Genomic DNA, 16,342 nt, shown 5'->3' on the forward strand with positions numbered 1-16,342 from the left:
TCTTCAATCAAAAATCTTTTAAATGCTTTCAAAAAAAACAAAATACGGAATAAAGGCTTTGACTTTTTTGGCACGCCAGAAAGATCAAACGCCGATACAAATTGCTGAAATAGCGAAGAGTGAACATATTTCGATTAAGTTTTTGGAAAGTATTTTACTACTGTTACGCCATTCTGGTTTTTTGGGAGCCAAAAAAGGAAAGGGCGGAGGGTATTATTTGATTAAGGATCCTAAGGAAATAAATATGGCCCATGTCTATCGAATTCTCGAAGGGCCAATTGCATTACTTCCTTGTGCCAGCCACAATTTTTATGAGCCATGTGACGACTGTACGGATGAGGCCACTTGTGCAGTTCGTAAGCTTATGACAGAAGTTCGTGACAATACGCTTATGATATTGGAAAACAATACACTGGCTGATATTGCATTTTAGATAATAAATTACAAAATAAATTTTGTAGTTAAGTTAAAAGTTCTATTTTTGCATAATAATCTACCATTCCGATGGGGTAATGGATTTTAATAGATAGTTGAATTTTAAAAGCATGGGCAAAGAATTGAAAGAGATTAATATCAATGTAAAATCGGGAACTACTTTCGCGGAACGTTTATGGGTTGTAATTCCTGTTGTTTTGTTGGTAGGGTTGTTTTCGACATTAGTGTACAATCATTATGCAGAGTTTTCCTGGAATGGCTTTTTGGCTGGCTTCAATCAGGAATTTTTAATCTTTTTCTGTATCGGGATATTTGCGCAATTAGTGGATGGAACTTTAGGAATGGGTTATGGAGCAACCTCTACTTCTTTTTTATTGGCGTATGGAATTCCGCCAGCAATCAGCAGTACAGGTGTTCACGTTGCTGAAATGTTTACTACCGGAGCTTCTGCCATTTCTCATCATCGATTTGGGAATATCAATAAAAAACTAGTGAGACATTTGTTAATTCCGGGTGTTTTGGGTTCTATTGCAGGTGCTTATTTATTGTCGGATGTGATTGACGGGGATGCGATAAAGCCTTTTATTGCGGTGTATATGATTGCGCTGGCAGTTATAATTATCAGAAAAGCAATGCAAAAAAACATCATTAAAAAGAAAACCAAACGATTGAATATTCTAGCTTCTTTCGGAGGTTTTATGGATGCTGTTGGTGGTGGTGGCTGGGGACCAATTGTTACTTCTACCTTATTAGGACGCGGTAGAAATCCTAGATATACTATCGGTTCTGTAAATGCAGCCGAGTTTGCAGTAGCTTTTGCCAGCGGTGTAACATTTATGCTTTTTGGAGGAATTCAAGGATGGCAAGTGATTATAGGGTTGATTTTAGGTGGTGTGATTGCCGCTCCAATTGCCGCTATTTTAGTCAATAAAATAAAGAGAAAGCCTATGATGATTTTGGTAGGTATTTTAATTATTGTTTTGAGTTTAAAAACACTGTCTAAATTAATATAAAAGAACCCTTTTAGTCCCGATGGCTATCGGGATTGAACCCTGATAGGGTTATAACAATCAAATTATGAGTGCAACAATAGCAAATACTTTATTAGAAAAAACAGCAGGGTTCTCCATTGAAGAGACTTTGGCTTTTTTGGCTAATGAATACAAAGGTAAAGTAGTTTTTTCGACTTCTTTTGGACAGGAAGATCAGGTAATTACAGCTTTAATTGCTAAAAATGATTTGCCGATTACCATTTTTACATTGGATACTGGAAGATTATTTCAAGAAACATATGATGTTTTTCATAAAACAGTCAAAAAATATAAAGTAGCCATTCAAACTTATTTTCCTGAAGCTAGCGATGTAGAAAATTTGTTGAATAAAAAAGGACCAAACAGCTTCTACGAATCGGTGGAGAACAGAAAAGAATGTTGTTTTATTCGTAAAGTAGCACCGTTGACTAAAGCTTTGAAAGGAAATGAAATTTGGATAACCGGTTTACGTGCTGAACAATCAGAAAACAGAAATGATTTGGTAGCCTTTGAATACGATGCTCATTTCAATATCATAAAATTCAATCCATTGTTGAAATGGAGTTTAGCAGACGTTCAAAAATATATTGATGATAATAATGTGCCACAAAATGCTTTGCACAAAAAAGGTTTTGTAAGTATTGGTTGTGCGCCTTGTACGAGAGCCATTGTAGAAGGAGAAGACATCAGAGCAGGAAGATGGTGGTGGGAATCCAGTCATAAAGAATGTGGTTTACACCAAAAATAAGTTAGAAATAAAAAAATAAACGAACGAAACTCCGTCCAGTCTCCCTCCCCTTCGGGGAGGGTTGGGGAGGGGAAAATATAAATAACATGAGCACACTATTAAAAACAAATGCTTTAGAAAGCGAAGCAATTTACATATTCAGAGAAGTGATTTCTCAATTTGACAAACCCGTTTTGCTTTTCTCTGGTGGGAAAGATTCAATCACGTTGGTGCGTTTAGCACAAAAAGCATTTTTCCCTGCGAAAATCCCTTTTCCATTACTACACGTGGATACGGGGCACAATTTCCCGGAAACGATTGCCTTTAGAGATAAATTAGTTGCTGAATTAGGATTAGAATTAATCGTTCGTAATGTTCAGGATGCTATTGATGAAGGAAAAGTTGTGGAAGAGTCTGGTAAATATTCAAGCAGAAACAGTTTGCAAACCACAACACTTTTGGATGCTATTGAAGAATTCAAATTTGATGCTTGTATTGGCGGTGCGCGTAGAGACGAAGAAAAAGCCAGAGCGAAAGAACGTATTTTCTCTGTTCGTGATGATTTTGGTCAATGGGATGAAAAAAATCAACGTCCAGAATTGTTTGATCTTTTGAACGGAAAAATTGAAAATGGTCAAAACGTACGTGTTTTTCCAATTTCAAACTGGACAGAGTTGGATGTTTGGAGTTATATTGAACAAGAACAAATCGAAATTCCATCTATTTACTTTTCGCACAAACGTAAAGTATTCATAAGAGACGGTATGATTTGGTCACATTCTCCTTTTGTATATCAAGAAGAAGATGAAGAAATCGAAGAAAGAATTGTTCGTTTTAGAACAGTAGGGGATATGAGTTGTACGGCTGCTGTTGATTCTTATGCAGCAACTATTCAAGAGGTTGTTGGAGAGATTCGTTCTTCAACCATTTCTGAAAGAGGAGCCAGAATCGATGACAAACGTTCTGAGGCTGCTATGGAAAAAAGAAAACAACAAGGTTACTTTTAGAATCCCCACCCCAGCCCTCCCCGAAGGGAAGGGAGGTATAGGAGAAAAAAGATGAATAAAAAAGTGAATTTTTAATTAAATAAAACGCCAGACTCGTCTCCCTTCCCTTTGGGGGGAGGGTCGGGGAGGGGAAAATATAACGGTAATATGGAAGTTTTAAAAATAGCAACAGCAGGAAGTGTAGATGACGGAAAAAGTACTTTAATCGGTAGATTATTATACGATACAAAATCATTGACTACAGATAAGATTGAAGCGATAGAAAAAAGCAGCAAGCAAAAAGGATACGATTACCTGGATTTTTCTTTGGCTACTGATGGTTTGGTTGCCGAAAGAGAACAAGGAATTACGATAGACGTAGCACATATTTATTTCTCTACAGCCAAAAAGAGTTACATCATTGCCGATACTCCAGGTCACGTAGAATATACTCGTAACATGGTTACAGGAGCCTCAACTTCACAAGTATCTATCATTTTGATTGATGCCCGTAAAGGAGTTATTGAGCAAACGTACCGTCACTTTTTTATCAATAATTTATTGAGAGTAAAAGATGTGATTGTTGCGGTAAACAAAATGGATTTGGTTGATTATTCGGAAGAAGTATACAACAAAATCAAAGCTGATTTTCAAGCATTAAATGCAAAAAGCGCCTACAAAGAACAAAACGTAAGTTACATTCCGTTAAGTGCAATCAATGGCGGGAATGTGGCTGACAGGTCTGAGAATATGCCTTGGTATACTGGACAAACTGTTTTGGAACATTTGGAAGGTTTAGAACCAAATGATATATACGAAAACGGAAAAGCACGTTTCCCTGTTCAAACGGTTATCAGACCAAAAACGGAAGAATATCACGATTTTAGAGGGTATGCTGGAAAATTATATGGTAACAATATCAAAGTAGGGGATGCTGTAACGGTTCTTCCTTCTTTAACAGAATCAAAAGTGACGAATATTCACTTTTTTGACCAACAGTTTGATGAAGCTACAGCGGGATCTTCAATCACTATCGAATTAGAAAATGACATCAATGTGACCAGAGGAGATATGATTGTGAAATCTAATGAGCTTCCCAAAATTGAGAAAGATATCACAACAACTGTTTGTTGGATGGACAGCAAAAAATTAGTGGCAGGTGCAAAATATTTTGTGCAACACAACACCAATAGAGTTTTGGCTAAAATAGACAGTGTAAAAAATGTAATCGCAACCGATTATTCTGGAACAACTCCAGCGACTCAATTAGCTATTAATGAAATTGGAGAAGTAACCATTAAATTGAGCAAAGCCATTTATTTTGATGCTTATAATGATAATAAATCTAACGGAGCTTTCATCTTAATAGATGCTGCAACCAACACAACAGCAGGAGTTGGTTTTATAAAATAGTTTTTTAGCTTTTGCTAAAGAATTAAAGGAATTAAAAAGATATCGATTAACAGCTAGGAGCCAATGCTAATAGCCTAAAACCATACAAAATGCAAAGTTTTAGAACCGAAATAGAAGATCCGATTGTTCAAAAAGACATTATCGATTTAGAAAGAAAAATTGCTTTATTCCGTGACGGGAAAATCGATGACGAACGTTTTCGTAGTCTTCGTTTAGCAAGAGGTGTGTACGGTCAGCGTCAGGAAGGCGTTCAAATGATTCGTATCAAACTGCCTTTTGGTAAAGTAACAAGTGAACAATTGCACCGTATTTGTAAAGTTTCAGATGAATATTCAACTGGGCGTTTACACATTACAACGCGTCAGGATATTCAAATTCACTATGTAAGTTTAGACAGAACTCCTGAACTTTGGGCTGAATTAGAGAAAGATGATGTTACCTTGAGAGAAGCTTGTGGAAACACCGTGAGAAATATTACGGCTAGTGAAACAGCTGGTATCGATTTAGATGAACCTTTTGATGTATCGCCTTATGCACACGCTTTGTTTCAATTTTTCTTGAGAAATCCAGTGTGTCAAGAAATGGGACGTAAATTCAAAATGTCATTTTCTTCTTCAGATAAAGATACGGCGTTGAGTTATTTACACGATTTAGGATTTATTCCAAAAGTGGTAAACGGCGAAAGAGGTTTTAAAGTAATGCTTGGTGGAGGATTAGGTTCTCAACCAAGTCATGCCGAATTATTGTCGGAGTTTATTCCGGTAAACCAAATTATCCCAACAACCGAAGGCGTTCTAAGAATATTTGATCGTTTCGGAGAAAGAGCCAAACGATTGAAAGCACGTATGAAATTCCTAATCAAAGATATTGGGAGAGACGAGTTTTTGCGATTGGTGGAAGAAGAGAAAAAAGCCTTGTCATACCAAACGGTCGAAATCGATACGACTGCTTTTGAAGGAGAAATTCCTGCTCCTTTATTGGTGGCACCAAAAGTAGTAATTGAAGACACAGTTGCTTTCGAAGCTTGGAAAAAATCAAATGTTTTTTCTCAGAAACAAGCAGGATATGTTGCTATTGGTATTAAGGTACTTTTAGGAGATTTTTATACAGACAAAGCAAGATTATTAGCCGATTTAATCAAAAATTATGGTGCTAATGAATTGCGTTTTACGTTGAGACAAGATATTCTGATACGTCATGTAAAAGAAGAAGATTTACCATTTTTCTACCAAGAATTGGCTAAGCTTAATTTTGTTGATTTAGGATACAATTCCACAGCCGATATCACCGCTTGTCCGGGAACGGATACGTGTAATCTTGGGATTGCAAGCAGCACCGGAATTGCAGTAGAACTGGAAAGAGTTTTGGAAACAGAATATCCACAATACAGCAACAATCAAGAAATCACGATTAAAATCAGTGGTTGTATGAATGCTTGTGGACAACACAATATGGCCGAAATTGGTTTCCAAGGAATGTCAATTAATGCAGGAAAACTAGTTGCTCCAGCGCTTCAAGTATTATTAGGTGGTGGAAATTTAGGAAATGGATCAGGAAGATTTTCGGATAAAGTGATCAAAATTCCAAGCAGAAGAGGACCTGATGCGTTGCGTTTCATCTTAAATGATTTTGAAGCGAACGGAAACGGACAATCATTCTTGAATTATTATGATGCCAAAGGAGAGAAATATTTCTATGAGTTTTTGAAACCATTAGCAGATGTAACTAATTTGACCGAAGCTGATTTCGTAGATTGGGGAAATGCCGATAACTATGTAAAAGCGGTTGGAGTTGGAGAATGTGCCGGTGTTGTAATTGACTTAGTGGCTACATTATTATTTGAAGCTAAAGATAAATTAACGTTTGCTCAAGAAGCTTTTGAAGATAAGAAATGGGCTGATGCTATTTATTTGGCTTATGCAGGTTTTGTAAATGGTGCCAAAGCATTATTGCTTGCCGAAAATCAAAAGACCAATAATCACGCTGGAATTATCGATTTGTTTGATACTGTTTTTATTGAAACCAATAAAATTGTATTGGAGTCTTCGTTAAGAGATTTGGTATATCAAATCAACCAAAATGAACCTTCGGGGGAATTTGCACAAAAATACATTCAAGAAGCAGCAGCCTTTTTTGAAAATATAGAATCGTATAGAGCAAAAGATTTAGCAGATGAGAAATAAAGTAAAACCATTCGTAACCTTAGTTGGAGCAGGTCCGGGAGATCCTGATTTGCTTACCATCAAAGGCGCAAAAGCACTTGCCGAAGCTCAAGTGGTTTTGTATGATGCTTTGGCTAATGAGGAAATCTTGACTTATGCGCCAAAGAAATCCATAAAAATATTTGTTGGAAAAAGAAAAGGCTGTCATGAATATTCACAAGATCAAATCAATCAGTTGATTGTGGATAATGCGCTTACGTATGGAAATGTGGTTCGATTAAAAGGCGGTGATCCATTTATATTTGGACGAGGAAGCGAAGAAATAGAGTATGTAGAAAGCTTTGGAATCCCTACCTTTGTTATTCCTGGGATCTCTTCATCCATTGCAGTTCCCGCTTATCAAGGGATTTCTTTGACCAAAAGAGGAGTGTCCGAAAGTTTTTGGGTAATAACCGGCACGACCTCCGCTAGGAAATTATCGAACGATGTTGCCTTGGCAGCACAGTCTTCGGCAACAGTGGTAATCTTGATGGGGATGAGCAAATTGGAACAAATTATTGCCTTGTTTCAAAAGGAATCCAAAGGGGAAACTCCCGTAGCGATCATTCAAAACGGAACTATGCCAGATGAAAAAATAGGCGTTGGGACTATAGATACAATTCAACAGGTTGTCACGGAGAACAAATTAAGTTCGCCGGCAATAATTGTTATTGGAGAAGTGGTTAAAGAAAGCAATAAGTTGAAAGGATTTTACGAAGAATTTTTGTCTAAAGAAATCAGTAGATAAAGCAAGAGAACTCCATAGGAGTGTTACATATTGTGATTCCGAAGATTCGGGAGATTTCAATCCGATGATGATTATCTAGCGTCAGATTTTAATCCGATAAAAATGAAAATAAAATGGAAACTATTAACGAACGAAACTCCGTAAAGTCACCCCCTCCTTCGGAGGGGGCTGGGGGGAGGAACGAATTATATCCTATTTTTTTAAAACTACACAACCTCAATGTGCTTATTGTAGGCGGAGGAAATGTGGGTTTAGAAAAGTTATCATTTATGCTAAAATCCAGTCCAAATGCAAATGTTGAGGTGGTGGCACCAAAGTTTTTGCCAGAATTGGAAGAGTTGGTTGAAAAACATCCTTCGGTGAAATTGACTAAAGCCAAGTTCAAGAAAAAAATGTTGAAGAAAAGGCACATGGTTATTGCCTGTACCGATGATTTGAAAGTCAATAAACGAGTGTTTGATTTCTCCAGAAAAAGATATTTGATTTGCAATATTGCTGACACGCCAGATTTATGTGATTATTATTTGGGCGGTATTGTAACCAAAGGAAATGTAAAAATTGCGATTTCGACAAACGGAAAATCACCTACAACAGCCAAAAGATTACGGGAGTTTTTCGAAGAAATAATCCCGGACGATATCAACAAAATGGTCGAAAACCTAAATGAATATCGCAAAACCTTGAAAGGAAATTTCGAAGAAAAAGTGCAGAAAATGAATGAAATTACAGAAGCATTAAAAAATAAAGAATAGAACAGTCACAAATAAATGAATGATATAAATCATATAAATGTATAATAATAATTCGTTTATTTGTACTTATTAAGAATGATTACAAACAATAAATAAAATGGTTAGAACAGACATACTTATAATAGGAGCCGGACCGACAGGTTTATTTGCAGTTTTTGAAGCAGGATTGTTAAAATTAAAATGTCATATTTTAGATGCCTTGCCACAAGCCGGCGGACAATTATCTGAATTATATCCAAAAAAACCTATTTATGATATTCCAGGATTTCCTGAAGTATTGGCGGGTGATTTGGTTGATAATTTAATGGAGCAAATCAAGCAGTTTGAGCCGGGATTCACGCTGGGAGAACGTGCCGAAACAATCGAAAAACAAGAAGACGGAAGTTTCATCGTAACCTCAAATAAAGGGAAAAGATTTCATGCTTCGGTTGTAGCGATTGCTGGTGGTTTGGGAAGTTTTGAACCAAGAAAACCATTGATCGAAGACATCGAATTTTACGAAGACAAAGGAATCAAGTATTTCATCAAAAATCCGGAAAAATTCAGGGACAAAAGAGTAGTAATCGCCGGAGGTGGTGATTCAGCTTTAGACTGGAGTATTTTCTTGTCGAATGTAGCTTCTGAGGTAACTTTAATTCACCGTAGAAATGAATTTAGAGGTGCTTTAGATTCGGTAGAAAAAGTACAGGAATTAAAGAACTTAGGGAAAATAAAAATGATTACGCCGGCAGAAGTAGTTGGTTTGAATGGAGCTGAACATTTAGAATCAATTGACATTGAGGAGAATGGAGCACACAGAACCATTCCTACCGATTATTTTATTCCTCTTTTTGGATTAACTCCAAAATTAGGTCCTATCGGAGACTGGGGATTAGAAATCGAAAAGAATGCTATCAAAGTAAATAATGCATTGGATTATCAAACGAATATTCCGGGGATTTTTGCCATTGGTGACGTAAATACCTATCCAGGAAAATTAAAGTTGATCCTTTGCGGATTCCACGAAGCGACATTAATGTGTCAGGCAGCGTACCAAATCATCAATCCGGGCAAGAAATATGTATTGAAATATACTACAGTTTCTGGTGTTGACGGGTTTGACGGAACCCGTAAAGAGGCTCCAAAAGCCGTGGTGAAAGCCATAGTTTAACAACTTAACACAAACTAGTTAAAAAATATAGCGCTAATACTTGCAAGTATTAGCGCTATGTCTTTACTTTGCACTGTTCATATATTTATTGAAAGTTATCACGAAAGGCGGAGGGAAAGACCCAATGAAACCTTAGCAACCCTTTATCTTTAAAGAAGGTGCTACATTCTACTTTATACGGAACTAGTTTCAGTATCTAAGATAGATAACACACGAATACTCACTTAGTATTTCTCAAACCTTTTCTTGACAACATATCGATATTTAGCTTACTGAATTAATTTCAGTATCAGGAGCGAACAATTGGCGTTTTTCTGCCAATACCGTTCCCGCTTTACGCTATATCTTTTTTTTATTTTACCCTGTCAGGGTTTAAAACCCTGACAGGGTAAAATAAAAAAAAGGATACCGCTGCAATCGGGGCTAAAGAGCTAAAATAGTGAACTTTTGTAATTATTAATCAAAAGTATAAATCCCGATACATATCGAGATTTACAAGAAATAAAAAGTTATGTCAAGCATTTCAAAAGATAGTTTAGGAGTTCCCCCTTCGGGGGTTAGGGGGACAATTCAAGAAGAAATAAAAAAGAGAATACTCGTGCTCGATGGAGCAATGGGAACCATGTTGCAACGCTACAATTTTTCGGAAGAAGATTTCCGAGGCGAACGTTTCAAGGATTTTCCGCATTCTCTCAAAGGGAATAACGATTTGTTGTCGCTCACACAGCCTAAAGCGATTCGTGATGTTCACGCTGCCTATTTTGAAGCGGGAGCTGATATCGTAGAAACCAATACTTTTTCTGGAACCACCATCGGTATGGCCGATTATTATCTGGAAGAATATGTTTACGAACTCAACTACGAATCGGCAAGAATCGCCCGTGAAGTAGCAGATGAATTTACAGCCAAAAATCCAGATAAACCTCGTTTTGTGGCGGGTTCAATAGGACCAACAAACAGAACAGCGAGTATGTCGCCAGATGTAAATGATCCAGGTTACCGAGCCGTAACTTTCGATGATTTACGTATTGCCTACAAACAGCAAGTAGAAGCTTTAATGGACGGTGGTTGTGATTTATTATTGGTGGAAACTATTTTTGACACCTTAAATGCAAAAGCAGCCCTTTTCGCGATTGAAGAAGTCAAAGACGAACGCAATATCGATATTCACATCATGGTTTCTGGAACGATAACCGATGCATCAGGAAGAACACTTTCGGGTCAAACGGTAGAAGCTTTTTTGATTTCTGTTTCGCACATTCCGTTGTTGAGCGTAGGTTTTAATTGTGCTTTGGGAGCCGATTTATTGAAACCGTACTTGCAAACATTGGCGCAAAATACTTCGTTCAATGTATCGGCACATCCAAATGCAGGATTACCAAATGCGTTTGGAGAGTATGACGAAACACCCGAACAAATGCAGGCATTCATCAAAGAATATTTGGACGATAATTTAATAAACATCATAGGTGGTTGTTGCGGAACAACCCCGGAGCATATCAAGTTGATCGCTGATATAGCGAAGGATTATAAGCCAAGAGTTTCGACTGCGGTGATGTAATGGATAAATAAGAAATATGCACGGATTAGGTAATTTTTCGAAAACAAATAAACCTTAAAATCTAGATAAATGAATAATCTATTTTGTTTAATAAAATTTGGAAGAAAAGAGAATTTAGAAAAATTAATTGAAAAAGGACAAATGAGATTTGGTGCTATTGTTGATTTTCAAAAGTCAACAGAAAAAGAACGAGGTGACAAATTTGAGGGAGCAATCAATATTACAAATGAACAATTTTCAAAAATAGAATGTGACCATCCTGATTTAGGAAAGTTTACTTTTCAACCAATTGCTAATTCCCCAGCTAGCGCGAGCGTCCCGCTCGTGACCTCAAACAAAGGCAGGTAAAAAGATTTTGAAAAAAAATAATTTAGAAAGGCACGAGCGGGACGCTCGCGCCAGCAACATACGAGTTCCATAGGAACTATACATTTTGTAGCAACGGAATTTATTCCGTTGATTGTAGATAAAAAATATAATGGTAAGCAGGGTCTTGCGTGAGGGATAGTAGCGGCATCCTTTTGTGGAGCGATAGCGGAACAAAAGATATAGCGAATAGCCGACCTTTGGGGCACGCCCAAAATAATGAGAAATAAAAAGATTAAACCTACAAGGTTTCTAAAACCTTGCAGGAGCAAATAAAACAAAAATGGCACAAGTAGAAATTAGAAGAAACCTTGTATTATCAGGATTAGAGCCTTTAATCATTACGCCAAACAGCGTTTTTGTAAACATTGGCGAACGAACCAATGTGACAGGTTCTAGAAAATTCCTTCGATTAATCAAGGAAGAAAAATACGAAGAAGCACTCAGCATAGCTAAAGAACAAGTTGAAGGAGGCGCACAAATCATCGATATTAATATGGATGAAGGAATGCTTGATGGTGAATATGCTATGACAAAATTCCTGAATTTAATCGCTGCGGAACCTGATATTTCTAGAGTTCCGATAATGATTGACAGCTCGAAATGGGATATTATCGAGGCGGGTCTGAAAGTGGTTCAGGGAAAGAGTGTCGTAAATTCTATTTCATTGAAAGAAGGGGAAGAACAATTTATTCATCACGCCAAATTGATTAAACGCTACGGAGCTGCGGCAATTATTATGGCTTTTGATGAGGTGGGGCAAGCCGATAATTACGAACGTCGAGTAGAAATTTGCCAACGTTCGTATGATATTTTGGTAAACAAAGTTGGTTTTCCTCCACAGGATATTATTTTCGATTTGAATATATTTCCAGTGGCGACAGGTATGGAAGAACACCGCCTGAATGCTTTGGATTTCTTTAGAGGAACCAAATGGGTTCGGGAAAATTTGCCACACGCACACATTAGCGGAGGTGTAAGTAACGTTTCATTCTCATTTAGAGGAAATGACACGGTTCGGGAAGCCATGCACTCGGTGTTTTTGTACCACGCGATCCAAAACGGAATGACGATGGGAATCGTGAATCCGGAGATGCTTTCTATTTATGACGAAATTCCAAAGGACCTTTTGGAACACGTTGAAGATGTAATTCTAAACAGACGCGATGATGCCACCGAAAGACTGTTGGACTTTGCCGAAAATGTAAAAGGAGATGTAAAAAGCAATGAAAAAGCGGTTCAAGAATGGCGTTCGGGAACGGTTCAAGAGCGAATTACGCACTCATTAGTAAAAGGTGTAGATGCGTTTATAGAAATTGATGTTGAAGAAGCTCGATTGGCTGCTATAAAACCCATCGAAGTTATCGAAATCAACCTAATGACAGGAATGAATGTTGTTGGGGATTTATTTGGTTCGGGTAAAATGTTTTTGCCGCAAGTGGTAAAATCGGCTCGTGTAATGAAAAAAGCGGTGGCCTATTTGTTGCCTTATATTGAAGCGAGTAAACAGGCTGGAGACAAACAAGGGAATGGAAAAATCCTGATGGCAACCGTAAAAGGAGATGTACACGATATTGGTAAAAACATTGTAAGCGTGGTGCTTGCGTGTAATAATTATGAGATTGTAGATTTGGGCGTAATGGTGCCTCCCGAAAAAATTATTGCAGCGGCCATAGAACACAACGTAGATATTATTGGATTGAGCGGATTAATCACACCGTCACTAGACGAAATGGTTTATCTCGCCAAGGAATTAGATAAAAGAGGGCTTAAAATTCCAATAATGATTGGCGGAGCAACGACTTCGCGGGCGCATACAGCCGTGAAAATTGCACCACAATATAGAGAAACGGTTATTCACGTAAATGATGCTTCGAGAGCCGTAACGGTTGCTGGAAGTTTATTGAACAAGGATAAAAAAATATACGCAAGTGACATTAGAGCAGAGTATGATGCTTTTAGAGAGACGTTTTTGAACCGTTCGCGCGACAAAAATTTCTTGACCATTGAGCAAGCTCGTAAAAATAAATTGCAATTGGATTGGGAGAATTTTACTCCTGTAAAACCAAATATAATTGGAGAACAAACCATCGAAGTCGATTTGGATGTTTTGGTTCCGTATATCGACTGGACTCCGTTTTTTAGAACTTGGGAATTGTTTGGAAAATATCCAGCGATTTTAACGGATGAGGTTGTAGGAGAACAAGCCACTTCGGTTTTTGCGGATGCGCAAGAAATGTTGAAAGTAATTTTGAGAGAAAAGAAACTGACTGCCAAAGGAATTTACGGAATTTTCCCAGCCAATCAAGTCAACGATGATGACATAGAATTGAGCGATGAAAACGGAAAAGTATTAGAGAAATTCTTGACGTTGCGTCAGCAATCACAAAAAACGAAAGGCGCTCCAAATATCGCTTTATCTGATTTTATTGCTCCAAAAGACAGCGGTAAAACCGATTATATGGGTGCATTTTGTGTGACGACCGGTTTTGGTGTAGATGAATGGGCGGCTGAATTCGAAAAGGATTTGGACGATTATAATTCGATTATGGTTAAAGCATTGGCGGATCGTTTTGCGGAAGCCTTTGCCGAATATTTGCATGAAAAAGTAAGAAAAGAAATTTGGGGTTACGCAGCCGATGAGGCTTTAACTACCGAGGCAATGATTGATGAAGTTTATAAAGGTATTCGTCCCGCACCAGGTTATCCGGCTTGTCCCGACCATTTAGAAAAACCAACCATTTGGAAATTATTAAATGTAGAAAAAGAAATTGGGGTGACCTTAACAGAGAGTATGGCAATGTGGCCCGCTTCATCGGTTTCTGGATATTATTTTGGAAATCCCGAGAGTAAGTATTTTGGGCTCGGAAAAATAAAAGAAGACCAAGTCATCGATTACGCCAAACGAAGAAGCGTTTCGACAGAAGTGGCGATGAAATGGTTGAATCCGAATATAGCAGATTAATTGATTTATGATTGTTGATTAACGAATGTTGATTTCAGATTTCTCAACTCATGACTCATAATTTATAATTCATAATTTTACAATGAAAGTAACACAACATATAGAAGACGCAAAAGAGAAAACATTATTCTCGTTTGAGATTATTCCGCCACAAAAGGGAAAAAGTATTCAGGAATTATACGACAATATTGATCCGTTGATGGAGTTCAAACCTCCTTTTATCGATGTGACCACTTCTCGCGAAGAGTTTATTTATATTGACAAAGGCAACGGCTTATTAGACAAAAGACTGACCAGAATGCGCCCTGGGACACTGGGAATTTGCGCTTCCATAAAACACAAATACAATGTAGACACTATTCCGCATGTACTTTGTGGAGGTTTCACCAAAGAAGAAACGGAGTATTTATTGGTCGATTGTCATTATCTGGGAATTGATAATGTGATGGCTTTGCGTGGTGATGCCATGAAGGACGAACAATATTTTATTCCAAAACAAGGAGGGAATGATTTTGCAGTCGATTTGGTAAAACAAATCAATCAATTGAATAACGGTAAATACTTGCATGATGTAATGGAGGTGGACAACAAATCCAATTTTTGTATTGGAGTTGCGGGTTATCCAGAAAAACATCTGGAATCTCCGTCATTACAATCTGATTTAAAAAGATTGAAAGAAAAAGTAGATGCGGGTGCCGATTATGTGGTGACTCAAATGTTTTTTGACAATGCAAAATATTTCGAATTTGTTGCCAAAGCCAGAGAAATGGGAATTACGGTTCCTATTATTCCCGGAATCAAACCCATTGCTGTACAAAGACATTTGCAGATATTACCTCAGATTTTCAGAATCGATTTGCCGGAAGATTTAATTCATGCCGTGGATCAGTGTAAAAATAATGCAGACATCAGACAAGTAGGAATTGAATGGGCAATCCAACAATCGTTGGAACTTAAAGCAGCCGGTGTTCCCGTTTTGCATTATTATTCCATGGGAAAATCAGAGAATATTAGACAAATCGCAAGTAAGGTTTTTTAATTTCCAATCGTATTTCATAAAAAAAAAGCTCGTTTAAATTCATTTTAAACGAGTTTTTTTTAGTTGTAAACTACTTCGTAATCTCCCTAAATACGGCCTCCAAGTTTTTATTTTTCTGATTCAGTTGCAGCGTTTTCAAACCGTTTGCATTGGCAAAATCAAAAACGGCTGGGCGCATGTCTTTGTCGGCTTTAAAGGTTAGTTCCCAAATCATGTCGTGCGTATTTTTATAGGAAGAAAGATTTTCGATTTTAGCAATTAATTGTTCTTCGACTTTATAATCAAATTCTACTTCGATAACTTGTACTGCATCTTCAGAAATTAAGTTGTCCAGTTTTTTATCGGTAACAATTTTACCGTTATTGATGATAATAACGCGGTCACAAATGGCTTCGACTTCCTGCATAATATGTGTAGAAAGGAAAACGGTTTTGTCTTTTCCCACGTTTTTAATCACATTACGAATTTCCATCAATTGGTTCGGATCTAAACCAGTTGTTGGTTCGTCCAGAATCAAAACATCGGGATTGTGTAATAACGCATTGGCAAGACCTACTCGTTGGCGATATCCTTTGGACAATTGTCCTATTTTTTTATGACTTTCGGCACTTAAACCTGTCAATTGAATTACTTCATCGATCCTGGATTTAGCTACTTTGTACACATCAGCGTTAAAAGCCAAATATTCTCTCACATACAAGTCCAAATACAATGGATTGTGTTCCGGTAAATAACCAATGGAAAGTTGAACGGCTTTTTGTTGGGTGTTTACATCATTTCCATTTACGATTGCTGAACCTTCATCGGCATTAATATACGTTGTCAATATTTTCATTAAAGTCGATTTCCCGGCTCCGTTTGGACCTAAAAAACCAACTATTTCTCCTTTATTAATGGAAAATGAAATGTTATCCAGTGCTTTTTGGGCACCGTAGCTTTTGGATATATTATTAACTTCTATTGACATG

Annotated in this window: 14 protein-coding genes and 1 riboswitch; of the genes, 13 read left to right on the forward strand and 1 reads right to left on the reverse strand. The window is 37.4% G+C overall.

Annotated elements, in window-relative coordinates; all coding sequences use genetic code 11:
- Positions 1 to 22: 22 nt before the first annotated feature.
- The 13 genes from ACNQGX_RS08125 (at position 23) to metF (ending at position 15,374) form a co-directional block, all read left to right on the forward strand.
- Positions 23 to 433: an RrF2 family transcriptional regulator gene (locus tag ACNQGX_RS08125; protein ID WP_099713589.1), complete on the forward strand. Its 411-nt coding sequence runs from the start codon at positions 23 to 25 to the stop codon at positions 431 to 433.
- Positions 434 to 545: 112 nt separating this feature from the next.
- Complete coding sequence (locus ACNQGX_RS08130; protein ID WP_417975410.1) at positions 546 to 1,448, forward strand: sulfite exporter TauE/SafE family protein; 903 nt, start codon at positions 546 to 548, stop codon at positions 1,446 to 1,448.
- Between the two features lie 64 nt (positions 1,449 to 1,512).
- The gene (locus ACNQGX_RS08135) at positions 1,513 to 2,214 is read left to right on the forward strand and encodes a phosphoadenylyl-sulfate reductase (protein WP_417975411.1); all 702 of its coding nucleotides are present in this window, start codon (positions 1,513 to 1,515) and stop codon (positions 2,212 to 2,214) included.
- Positions 2,215 to 2,300: 86 nt separating this feature from the next.
- Positions 2,301 to 3,200 (forward strand): sulfate adenylyltransferase subunit CysD, encoded by a 900-nt coding sequence (gene cysD / locus ACNQGX_RS08140; RefSeq protein WP_417975412.1) that lies wholly within the window; start codon positions 2,301 to 2,303, stop codon positions 3,198 to 3,200.
- Positions 3,201 to 3,347: 147 nt separating this feature from the next.
- Positions 3,348 to 4,592 (forward strand): sulfate adenylyltransferase subunit 1, encoded by a 1,245-nt coding sequence (locus ACNQGX_RS08145; RefSeq protein ID WP_417975413.1) that lies wholly within the window; start codon positions 3,348 to 3,350, stop codon positions 4,590 to 4,592.
- An 89-nt stretch (positions 4,593 to 4,681) separates the two neighbouring features.
- Positions 4,682 to 6,775 carry a nitrite reductase gene (locus ACNQGX_RS08150; protein WP_417975414.1) on the forward strand — a complete coding sequence of 698 codons (2,094 nt, stop codon included), beginning with the start codon at positions 4,682 to 4,684 and terminating at the stop codon, positions 6,773 to 6,775.
- Positions 6,765 to 7,541 (forward strand): uroporphyrinogen-III C-methyltransferase, encoded by a 777-nt coding sequence (gene cobA, locus ACNQGX_RS08155; RefSeq protein WP_417975415.1) that lies wholly within the window; start codon positions 6,765 to 6,767, stop codon positions 7,539 to 7,541. Before ACNQGX_RS08150 ends, cobA begins: the two co-directional genes overlap by 11 nt.
- Positions 7,542 to 7,654: 113 nt before the next feature.
- Positions 7,655 to 8,293, forward strand: a complete 639-nt coding sequence (locus tag ACNQGX_RS08160) for a precorrin-2 dehydrogenase/sirohydrochlorin ferrochelatase family protein (protein ID WP_417975416.1) — start codon at positions 7,655 to 7,657, stop codon at positions 8,291 to 8,293.
- 97 nt (positions 8,294 to 8,390) lie between these two features.
- Positions 8,391 to 9,443 (forward strand): NAD(P)/FAD-dependent oxidoreductase, encoded by a 1,053-nt coding sequence (locus ACNQGX_RS08165; protein WP_417975417.1) that lies wholly within the window; start codon positions 8,391 to 8,393, stop codon positions 9,441 to 9,443.
- A gap of 92 nt (positions 9,444 to 9,535) precedes the next feature.
- A riboswitch (SAM riboswitch) is annotated at positions 9,536 to 9,655 on the forward strand.
- Positions 9,656 to 9,954: 299 nt separating this feature from the next.
- A complete protein-coding gene (locus ACNQGX_RS08170; RefSeq protein WP_417975418.1) occupies positions 9,955 to 11,004 on the forward strand; it encodes a homocysteine S-methyltransferase family protein in 1,050 nt (349 codons plus the stop codon).
- A gap of 69 nt (positions 11,005 to 11,073) precedes the next feature.
- Positions 11,074 to 11,352 carry a hypothetical protein gene (locus ACNQGX_RS08175; protein ID WP_417975419.1) on the forward strand — a complete coding sequence of 93 codons (279 nt, stop codon included), beginning with the start codon at positions 11,074 to 11,076 and terminating at the stop codon, positions 11,350 to 11,352.
- A 301-nt stretch (positions 11,353 to 11,653) separates the two neighbouring features.
- Positions 11,654 to 14,335, forward strand: coding sequence for a methionine synthase (metH, locus tag ACNQGX_RS08180; protein WP_417975420.1), 2,682 nt, complete (start codon positions 11,654 to 11,656; stop codon positions 14,333 to 14,335).
- Between the two features lie 82 nt (positions 14,336 to 14,417).
- Positions 14,418 to 15,374: a methylenetetrahydrofolate reductase [NAD(P)H] gene (metF, locus tag ACNQGX_RS08185; protein ID WP_417975421.1), complete on the forward strand. Its 957-nt coding sequence runs from the start codon at positions 14,418 to 14,420 to the stop codon at positions 15,372 to 15,374.
- A gap of 70 nt (positions 15,375 to 15,444) precedes the next feature.
- On the opposite strand, the gene gldA is transcribed toward metF, so the two are convergent.
- Positions 15,445 to 16,341: a gliding motility-associated ABC transporter ATP-binding subunit GldA gene (gene gldA / locus ACNQGX_RS08190; protein WP_417975422.1), complete on the reverse strand. Its 897-nt coding sequence runs from the start codon at positions 16,339 to 16,341 to the stop codon at positions 15,445 to 15,447.
- Position 16,342: the final 1 nt, after the last annotated feature.

Origin of the sequence: Flavobacterium glycogeni (assembly GCF_048286775.1) — a bacterium.
GTDB lineage: Bacteria > Bacteroidota > Bacteroidia > Flavobacteriales > Flavobacteriaceae > Flavobacterium.

Coding starts and splice junctions, on each gene's coding strand:
- ACNQGX_RS08165 (WP_417975417.1), top strand. CDS start 8,391: ATGGTTAGAACAGACATACTTATAATAGGAGCCGGACCGACAGGTTTA.
- metF (WP_417975421.1), top strand. CDS start 14,418: ATGAAAGTAACACAACATATAGAAGACGCAAAAGAGAAAACATTATTC.
- ACNQGX_RS08125 (WP_099713589.1), top strand. CDS start 23: ATGCTTTCAAAAAAAACAAAATACGGAATAAAGGCTTTGACTTTTTTG.
- cobA (WP_417975415.1), top strand. CDS start 6,765: ATGAGAAATAAAGTAAAACCATTCGTAACCTTAGTTGGAGCAGGTCCG.
- ACNQGX_RS08150 (WP_417975414.1), top strand. CDS start 4,682: ATGCAAAGTTTTAGAACCGAAATAGAAGATCCGATTGTTCAAAAAGAC.
- gldA (WP_417975422.1), bottom strand. CDS start 16,341: ATGTCAATAGAAGTTAATAATATATCCAAAAGCTACGGTGCCCAAAAA.
- ACNQGX_RS08170 (WP_417975418.1), top strand. CDS start 9,955: ATGTCAAGCATTTCAAAAGATAGTTTAGGAGTTCCCCCTTCGGGGGTT.
- ACNQGX_RS08175 (WP_417975419.1), top strand. CDS start 11,074: ATGAATAATCTATTTTGTTTAATAAAATTTGGAAGAAAAGAGAATTTA.
- metH (WP_417975420.1), top strand. CDS start 11,654: ATGGCACAAGTAGAAATTAGAAGAAACCTTGTATTATCAGGATTAGAG.
- ACNQGX_RS08160 (WP_417975416.1), top strand. CDS start 7,655: ATGGAAACTATTAACGAACGAAACTCCGTAAAGTCACCCCCTCCTTCG.
- ACNQGX_RS08145 (WP_417975413.1), top strand. CDS start 3,348: ATGGAAGTTTTAAAAATAGCAACAGCAGGAAGTGTAGATGACGGAAAA.
- ACNQGX_RS08130 (WP_417975410.1), top strand. CDS start 546: ATGGGCAAAGAATTGAAAGAGATTAATATCAATGTAAAATCGGGAACT.
- cysD (WP_417975412.1), top strand. CDS start 2,301: ATGAGCACACTATTAAAAACAAATGCTTTAGAAAGCGAAGCAATTTAC.
- ACNQGX_RS08135 (WP_417975411.1), top strand. CDS start 1,513: ATGAGTGCAACAATAGCAAATACTTTATTAGAAAAAACAGCAGGGTTC.